At 73.7% G+C, this 7,493-nt stretch carries 8 protein-coding genes and 1 pseudogene; all 9 read right to left on the bottom strand.

Annotated elements, in window-relative coordinates; translation table 11 throughout:
• A pseudogene (locus tag AB0G74_RS33920) lies at positions 1–381 on the bottom strand (protein spdB); the annotation flags it as partial.
• A 3-nt stretch (positions 382–384) separates the two neighbouring features.
• Entirely contained in the window at positions 385–570 is a 186-nt protein-coding gene (locus AB0G74_RS33915; RefSeq protein ID WP_361154467.1) for a hypothetical protein, read from the bottom strand.
• Positions 570–2,558 (bottom strand): FtsK/SpoIIIE domain-containing protein, encoded by a 1,989-nt coding sequence (locus AB0G74_RS33910; protein ID WP_361154464.1) that lies wholly within the window; start codon positions 2,556–2,558, stop codon positions 570–572. Before AB0G74_RS33910 ends, AB0G74_RS33915 begins: the two co-directional genes overlap by 1 nt.
• 212 nt (positions 2,559–2,770) lie before the next feature.
• The gene (locus AB0G74_RS33905; protein WP_361154461.1) at positions 2,771–2,995 is read right to left on the bottom strand and encodes a hypothetical protein; all 225 of its coding nucleotides are present in this window, start codon (positions 2,993–2,995) and stop codon (positions 2,771–2,773) included.
• A 699-nt stretch (positions 2,996–3,694) separates the two neighbouring features.
• Positions 3,695–4,891 carry a hypothetical protein gene (locus tag AB0G74_RS33900; RefSeq protein ID WP_361154459.1) on the bottom strand — a complete coding sequence of 399 codons (1,197 nt, stop codon included), beginning with the start codon at positions 4,889–4,891 and terminating at the stop codon, positions 3,695–3,697.
• Positions 4,892–5,281: 390 nt separating this feature from the next.
• Entirely contained in the window at positions 5,282–6,040 is a 759-nt protein-coding gene (locus tag AB0G74_RS33895; protein ID WP_361154456.1) for a hypothetical protein, read from the bottom strand.
• Positions 6,041–6,094: 54 nt separating this feature from the next.
• A complete protein-coding gene (locus tag AB0G74_RS33890; RefSeq protein ID WP_361154454.1) occupies positions 6,095–6,559 on the bottom strand; it encodes a Pycsar system effector family protein in 465 nt (154 codons plus the stop codon).
• A gap of 129 nt (positions 6,560–6,688) precedes the next feature.
• The gene (locus AB0G74_RS33885; protein WP_361154452.1) at positions 6,689–6,889 is read right to left on the bottom strand and encodes a hypothetical protein; all 201 of its coding nucleotides are present in this window, start codon (positions 6,887–6,889) and stop codon (positions 6,689–6,691) included.
• Positions 6,886–7,493 (bottom strand): protein spdB (locus AB0G74_RS33880; protein WP_361154449.1); only part of this gene is annotated, 608 nt, incomplete at its 5' end. The genes AB0G74_RS33880 and AB0G74_RS33885, both read right to left, overlap by 4 nt.

The following is a 7,493-nucleotide window of genomic DNA, read 5'->3' as shown; positions in this document are numbered from 1 at the left end:
CGGGGTGAGCGCGGTCTGCTCCCAGAGCCCGTGGACGAGCCACAGCGCCTTCGCGGCGAGCGGCAGCCACGAGACCGCCAGCCACGGGCCGGGGGAGGGGTCCCCGAGCGCGTGAGCGACCAGGACGCCGGTCGCCACCGCGCCGAACCCCCAGCCGACACCGGTGATCGCGGTGCTGTGGTCGCCCTGCCGGGCCAGCCGCCGCTCGTACGCGAGGGTGGCCAGCCACCCACCGTCAAGGCCGATGCCGACGACCAGGGCGACGCCCCAGTGCATCGAATCACCGAGCCACATCACGATCACGGCCAGGGTCAGAACCATCGAGACGGCGGTCATGGCGACCGCCGGAGCGGCGGTCATCAAGGGCTTCTTCGTAGTCATCGGTCAGCGCCCCTTCCGGGCCAGGGGGATGGAGACGCCCGCGCCGATCCCGGCCGCGCCAAGGGCGGTCGCGGTGTCGGCGGCGAGCTGGAGGAGCGCGAGGACCAGGCCGACGAGCGCGAGGGCTCCCACCGACACGGCGAACGCGACCAGGGCGACGGCCAGGGCGCCGTCCAGTTGCTGAGCCATCAGGCCGACACCTCCCCAGCGGACGCCGACAGCGTCCCGTCCTCGTCCCGGACCACGGCCCCGGCCTTGACCAGGGCCTTGATCTCCCGGCTCACCGTGCCCTTGTTGATCCCGGTCACGGTCCCGACGTCCTTCGCCGTACGGGCGCCGTCGCGGATCGCGGACAGAACTCGGTCGCGGTTCGTCGTCCCGGCCGGGGTCGTCCGGGGCTCCGGTACGGCCGGGGCCGCCTCGGTGCCAGCGTCCGGCCCGGACTTCACCAGGGTCAGGGTCGGGCGACCGGTCGGGGCCGCCTCCACCCGCGCGGGGGCCACCGCCGTCCGCTGCCAGATCGGCCGCGCCGGAAGGGCGATCACCTGCTGTGCCGTCATCCAGCGCATCCGGATCGGGTTCGTCCGCTGGGACGGACCCTTGTCCTGGTCACGCATCAGAGCCACCCACGGCATGGGCAGCTCGTGCGCCCGCCACCCCTTCTCGATCGCGTCCGGCCCGAAGACGCTCTGCGTCTCGGTCGACGTCGCGACGGCGAGCGCCAGGCGGACCGTGAGCTGTCCGGCGATCTGCGAGTCCAGGCCGTGGCCGTCACCGGACAGGGTCGGCTTCTGCGTGGCCGGGACCAGGATGATTTCCGCCGCCCGGTACTTCCGGGCGATCGTGCGGAGCCCGGCGATCACATCCTGGTAGTCGGCGGATTTCCCGTCGTCGTCCCGGTACTTCGCGGCGCAGTCGGACAGCAGCTCGCCCATCTCGTCCACGAAGACCGTGATCCGGGGCCGGGCCGGGGAGATCTGGACGGTGTCCTCACCGCGCGGCAGATCCCGCAGCCGCTCCTCACCCTCGGCGATCAGCTCCCGCACCACGTCGCGGATGTCTTCCAGCTCGCACGCGACCCGGGCCCGGTGCTCCCACGTCCGGCCCTCCACGTACTTCCGGTCGAGGAGGACCAGCCGGTGATCGGGACGCTCGGACGCCTCGGCCAGCAGCGGACGGGCGGACGTGCTCTTGCCCGACCCGGACGTGCCCGCGATCAGAATCCGCTTACCCAGCGGCACGGGGACCGTCTCGCCGTTCACCGTGTCGACCGCCCACGCGTCGCCCGGCGCCCAGCCGTTCAGGTCAAGGCCGTCCGACGCGGACCGCGTACGAACCGTGATCAGCGCGCGGTCGCCGTGCGAGCCCCGACCGATTTCCATCCGCGTCTTGGTCTGCATCCCGAGCAGGGCGCGGACGGACTCCGTCTCGGCCGCCAGCTTCTTTGCCGACCACCGGCCGTCCAGCCGGACGCCGCAGACGATCCCGGCCGGGGTCATCTCGGGCCGCTCGGTGAGCGTGCCGGACAGACCGCGAACCTCCGCGTGCTGCACCCAGTACGACGGGTCGAGCCGGGCCATGAGGCGACGCTCCTCGCCGGACAGCCCGTCGTCCAGCTGCACCACGGCTTCACGCCGACCCAGCGCGAGCGTCCCGATGTGGGCGGCGATCAGCCCGGCGGACGTGATGCCCGGCCACAGCGTCCAGTCCGCCGGAGTCGAGAGCGCGTACGACGCGGCCACGCCCGGGAGCGTGTGCAGCGCGTGGGCCCGGACGGCGAGAGCCGTGAGCGTCGCCGGGTAGGCCCGGCGAGCCTCGCGGAGCTTGGTCCGTGCCACCTTGGCGTGAGACGTCGCCGCCCGGTCCGCCGTACGCGCCGCCCGACGCTCCGCAGACAGGGGGTTGTTACTGGCCGCCCGCGCGGCCCGCCGCTGCCCCTTCGCGGTCGCCAGCGTCGACCTGGCCGAGGTGTTCGACCGCTGGGCTTCGATCAGCGCCTTGAGGTTCTCCGGGGTGCGGAGGGTCTTCCTCCGGTCCGCCTCCCTGTCCCACCGAGCCGCTACGGGAGCGGCCAGCGGGGCCAGGGAGTCGAGCGTGATGTTGGTCCGCTCAGCCGAGAATCGCCGGGCCGTTTTGGCGGTACTGCCGATCTTGCTCCATGCTTTGGTCCAGTCCACGGGTGCCCTCCAAGGTCACGTGGATGGGGCCGGATTTCCGTTGACGCGGGGTCCGGCCCGCTTCTGTTTTGTGGTGGTTGCGCCCCCGGGTTGCGCCCGGTTGCGGTGTTGCACCCCTCAACCGCCCCTGACCTGGGGAGTTGCGGGTTGACCCCGGTTCCCCAGAGGGGGCCCTACGCGCGTGCGCGCGAGGCGGGGTCAGATCCGGGGCCCTACGCCGGGCCCTTGGCCCAGGCCCTCACGGTGTTCGGGGCCACCCCCGTCAGCTCCGTGATTCGCCGGATCGGAACCTCGGCTTCCCGGGCCGCGAGGATCACCGGGCGAAGCTCCGCGTCGATCTTCTCCAACTCCTTCAGCAGCCGCAGCCGCTTTCCGCCCGGCGTACCGAGTGCCTTCTCCGCTTGGGCCCGCAGGTGGGCCGGTGTCATCTGCGCCATGCGAGTCAGTCTGACACGTCCGACGCAGCTTGCGCAAGTACCGGGGCGGGCCGTGTCGGATCCGCCGTACGGCCGTCTGCGGGCCGTAGGGCCGATTCCCCGCCCCAGAGTGGCCCGAGGCACTGACAGGCGCTCAGGCGGCCCGTGGGGCGGCTCTGTGGGCGGTATACGTGGCTCCGCCGTCGCCGAGTGCGGCGTGTGCCCAATCCTCATGAGGGCTGGCTGCGGGGGAGGGGGTGCCTCGCGGGGCCCGGCCGCCGTCCGCCGGGCCGCCGTTCGGCCGGGCGCCGTACTCCCGCCGTCACGGATACCGGAGCGTGAAGAGAGCGCGCCGCCCGGCCGTGGCGGGCGGGGGGCAGCTGCTGCCGCGAAGTGGCCGAGCCCGGCACTCTCGCTCCGCTCGCCCTCGTCTCGCCGTGGCCGGGCAGCCGGGTGCGGGCCCGGACTTGCCGCCCCATAACACCCGCCGCACGACGCCCCGCGGGAAAGGTTCCGGGCGCGCCGGCCTCCCCGCTACGCGACTCGGCAGGCGCCCCCTCCCGCCCGATTCGGCGAGCACGACCAGGAGCACGAGCACGACCAGGAGGACGAGCCCGGCCGCCACGACCAGTACGTCACCGGCGCCCGGCGTACGTCACCGAGATGACGTACGCCGGGCGCCGGTTTCCTCTTCTGGGGCCGGTAGAAGCCGGAAGCGAGTTATTGCTTACTGAGCCCAGTACCGCCCGGCCGGGCCCGGCGGTCGCGGAGCCGGGCCAGCTTCGATTCGGCGGACTCGGCGGTACGGCGGGCCTCTTCCGGGCTCTGAATTCGGCGCTCCAAGGCCCGGGCGAGCCCGGCCGCGATCGCCGGTCCGTCGTTCACGCAGAGGAACCCGGCGCCCTGAGGGAGCCGGACGACTGGACGCCGCACCCGGCGCGTTCGGGCGGGGAGCGGGCGGAGGTACTGGGCCCCGGCGAGTCCGATGACGTCGGGGTACGCCGACACCACCTGACCGCCCCCCCGGGTGCGGCGGACGGTTACCTGCTTGGTGACCCCCTGCGAGCGGGCCAGCCGCCGCATGGTCCGGGCGACGAACACCGCGTCGGCGGGGGCCAGCTCGACCCCGGCCGTGGCCTTGGCCAGGCCCTTGTAGCCCCAGAACCGGCCCGGCCCGCACCCGGGTGCCTGCCACTCCTCCGGGACCCGGTGTTGGTACTCCTTCGCCTGGAACTGGCCGTGCTTCGTGAAGTAGACGGCGAGTCGGCGGGGGTCGATCATCCGGGCGCCCTCTTCGAGGTCGACGGAGGTACCGGCCCGGCCGTGGCGGCGCCGCTGTTCGGGGTCCGGGTGATCGACGATGTCCGCCCAGACCACGGCGAGCCAGGCTTCGTAGGGGAGCCCGTCGCCGACCGCCGGGCGGTAGCGGGTCTGGGTCATGCTCCGCAGTTCGCCCGCCGGACCCTCAGGCCGGGGGCCCCACAGGTGGATGTGGGGGGCGCCCCGGAGCTGAAACTCAAGCTTCCAGAGACCCGGCCACTCGAACCCCCAGGCCCGCGCGAACCGCTTGAAGAACTGGTCGAGGTGCCGCTTGACCGCCTTGCCCGTGGGCGCCACGGGGAGCCAGTCCCCGGGGTAGGTGAGCGTCGACATGGGGAGCTTCAGCCCCAGCCTGAGCAGGGGTCCGTAGTCCAGTTCGGCCAGCGTCCGCGTCATCCTGGCCCGGCTCTTGGCCGACCACTCCGTCACCTCCCGAGTCGGCTCGGGCGCCTCGGGGAAGACGCCGTGCTCCGCGAAGAACACGGCCAGTTCCGCCGTCGCCTTACGGGCAGCCTCCCGGCCCCGCTCCGCCGTCCGCTCCCGCCGGGCAATGTCCGGCCACCCCATGGCCACGACTCCGGGGGCGATCGTGAGCACCGGCCGGGGTCCCTCGCGCCCGTCCCAACCCGCCCGCGCGGCGAACAACCCGGCCGCCGCCGAGACCAGATCCGGGGTCGGAAACGCAGGGCTCTGACCAGCGGAAACGCTTACGCGGGAAGTTATGGCACATGTAACAAGCCGGGGCGGCGACCCGCCGTCGTGGCCCGGGACAGGGTCGCCGGGGGCGCCCCCGGCGGGGCGGGGATGCGGGGTGGCTCTGGTCTCTCGTACTCTCGTCACGGAGCAACGTCCTCTTCGGTGGCTAGACCGATCGGGGGCGGCGAGCCGGGGAGGTCAGAGACCCCGGCTCGTGCCATGTCTGGGGGCGATCATCCCCCATGGAGCCGACAGCGCCCCGCCGGACCCCGGCGGGGCGCTGTCGTGTCGTCAGGTCAGGCCGTACAGCCGGGGGTCGCAGACGACGCACGTCGACACCGGCTGGGCGTGCGCCTGGTGCTCCTCGACGGTCACCCGGGCGAGGTACCGGAGGTGGCCGAGGTCGAGGCGGAGCACGTCTCGGTCCAGGGCCGACGGGTCGGGCGCGGCGTCCGCGTCGGGGTACACGGCGAGGACTCCGGGGACGTGCCCGTCGCAGCTGTAGACCGGGTCCGCGTCGCCGGGCGGAGTGATCCGTACGACGAGCCGTCGCGGGCACTCCGGGACGACGCACTGGGGGCGGGGCTCCAGCGGGACCAGGCCGTTGTCTCCGCCAGGGCAGAGGATGCACTCGCCGTGCCGGGGGGCCGCGTGACGGTCGAGCAGGTACCGCGCCGCCGCCGCCACCTCCTCCACGATCGCGAACCGGCCGCCGGGCAGAGGTTCGACCCCGGCCGCCGGGTAGAGGGCGGAGAGCTGGGGGCCGCACCGGTCGCACGCGTCGACCGTCGTGGTCGTGGTGGTGAGCCGGACGACGGCGGGGGAGGAGCAAGGGCGGCGGCGGGTGACGGCGGTGCAGGCGAAGGCGGGCGCGGCCGGGGGCGCGACGTCGTCCAGCCGCCGGGCCAGGGCGTACAGGCGGGCGGGGTCGACCGGGTTGCCGGTCTCAATCGCGGCCGCCGTCTCCCGCAGTGCAAGAGCGGCGGTCCGGGTGGCGTACCGGAGGTCGGCGACCGTACGGTCATCGGCCCGGCGGGGGGTGTTCCTCATGAGTCCTCCAAACGGGCCGGGGCGCCTCGTGGGCGCCCCGGCGGGTGGGTTGGGTCAGCGGGTCAGGAGAGCGGCGGCCACGGCCAGGACCGCGACCAGGGCCAAGTCACCGCTCCGGCGCAGGAAACGCATCTTGGTGAGGCAGATCCGGGACAGGCTGGTGATCCGGTCGGCCCGGTAGTCCACGGTCATGTGAGCGGCCAGGGCCGACGGGGTCGTTGAGGCGAAGTGCAGGAAGCTGCCGTTCGGGGTGACGCCCTCGGCCCGGGCGAGGCGGGGCCGGATCACCAGAAGGGCCATGACGACCGATCCGGCGATCGCCACGCCGCCGATGGCGCCCAGGACCAGCGACCACCACGGCGCCTTCGTGCCGAGAAGGCCGATCCCGGCGACCAGCAGGCCGTCCAGCGTCAGGAGCGCGGCGGCCTTGCTGTCGGTCCGGGTGACCTCCGAGGTCACGTGTGCGAGGGCGGCGGCGAAGTTCTCGTCCACGGTGGGGGCGGCGGTCTGAGTGGTCATCTGAAGGTCTCCTAAGGCTCGGGTCCGTCTGAATCACGTGAGTCAGTCTGACACACGCGGGCTAGGTTGCGCAACCCCTTCCGTGAAGAAGCCGGGACGCCCAGGTGGGGCGCCCCGGCGGGGGGTTGGTCAGGCTGCGCGGGGGAGGGTCCGCACGGCGGCCAGGGCGGCCGTGAGGATCGCCTCTACGGCGTCCGGGTCGGCGGTCTCGATCGCGGCCGCCACGGGGGCGGGGGACGGGGTCGAGGGGCCCGGTGCGGGGCGCCGGAGGGCGACGGCCAGGACCACGACGGCGGCGAGCAGGCAGACGAGGTAGGCGGCGGCGATCACGAGCCGATCACCTGGCCCGTGGTGACGCGGCGCCAGGCGGCCCGGAGGCGGGTCTCCCCTGCACTGTGACCGGCGGCCCGGAAGGCGGCGGCCATGTCCCGGTAGCTCATGGGCGGGTGGGTGCTGGCCCGCAGCTCGGTCACGATCGTGTCGATTTCGTCGTCCGTCAGCGCGGGCGCCTCGATGGCGGCCAGCTCGGTAAGGGAGCCCCAGACAGGGAGTTCCCACCGGGGCTGTGACGCGGTCTGTGACGGGGGTGTGACGCGGTCGGTCACGCAGGTCAGCGCCCTGCCGGTGCCGTCGCCCTGCCGGACTCCGTCCAGTTCCGACCAGGCTCCGGCGAGCCGCCGGGCGGCCCGCGCCTGTGCCTCTGCGACGCGCTTCCCGGCGCCCGTCACGGCGTCGAGCCGGGTCTCCTCCGTGCCCGCCTCGGCCCGGAGTTCGGCGCGTGCGATGGCAGCCTGGTCGCGGGCGGTCTGCTGGATAGAGCCGATCCGGTCGAGGGCAGCCGGGGTGAGCGCGGTCTGCTCCCAGAGCCCGTGGACGAGCCACAGCGCCTTCGCGGCGAGCGGCAGCCACGAGACCGCCAGCCACGGGCCGGGGG

The organism is Streptomyces sp. NPDC020875 (genome assembly GCF_040641415.1).
Lineage (GTDB): Bacteria > Actinomycetota > Actinomycetes > Streptomycetales > Streptomycetaceae > Streptomyces.
The sequence above is the reverse complement of the archived record's forward strand: the minus strand, read 5'-3'. Positions and strand labels throughout refer to the sequence as shown.

Bases quoted from the DNA above. Each gene is read 5' to 3' on its own strand.
- AB0G74_RS33895 (WP_361154456.1), bottom strand. From the start codon at position 6,040: ATGAGGAACACCCCCCGCCGGGCCGATGACCGTACGGTCGCCGACCTC.
- AB0G74_RS33915 (WP_361154467.1), bottom strand. From the start codon at position 570: ATGGCTCAGCAACTGGACGGCGCCCTGGCCGTCGCCCTGGTCGCGTTC.
- AB0G74_RS33905 (WP_361154461.1), bottom strand. From the start codon at position 2,995: ATGGCGCAGATGACACCGGCCCACCTGCGGGCCCAAGCGGAGAAGGCA.
- AB0G74_RS33890 (WP_361154454.1), bottom strand. From the start codon at position 6,559: ATGACCACTCAGACCGCCGCCCCCACCGTGGACGAGAACTTCGCCGCC.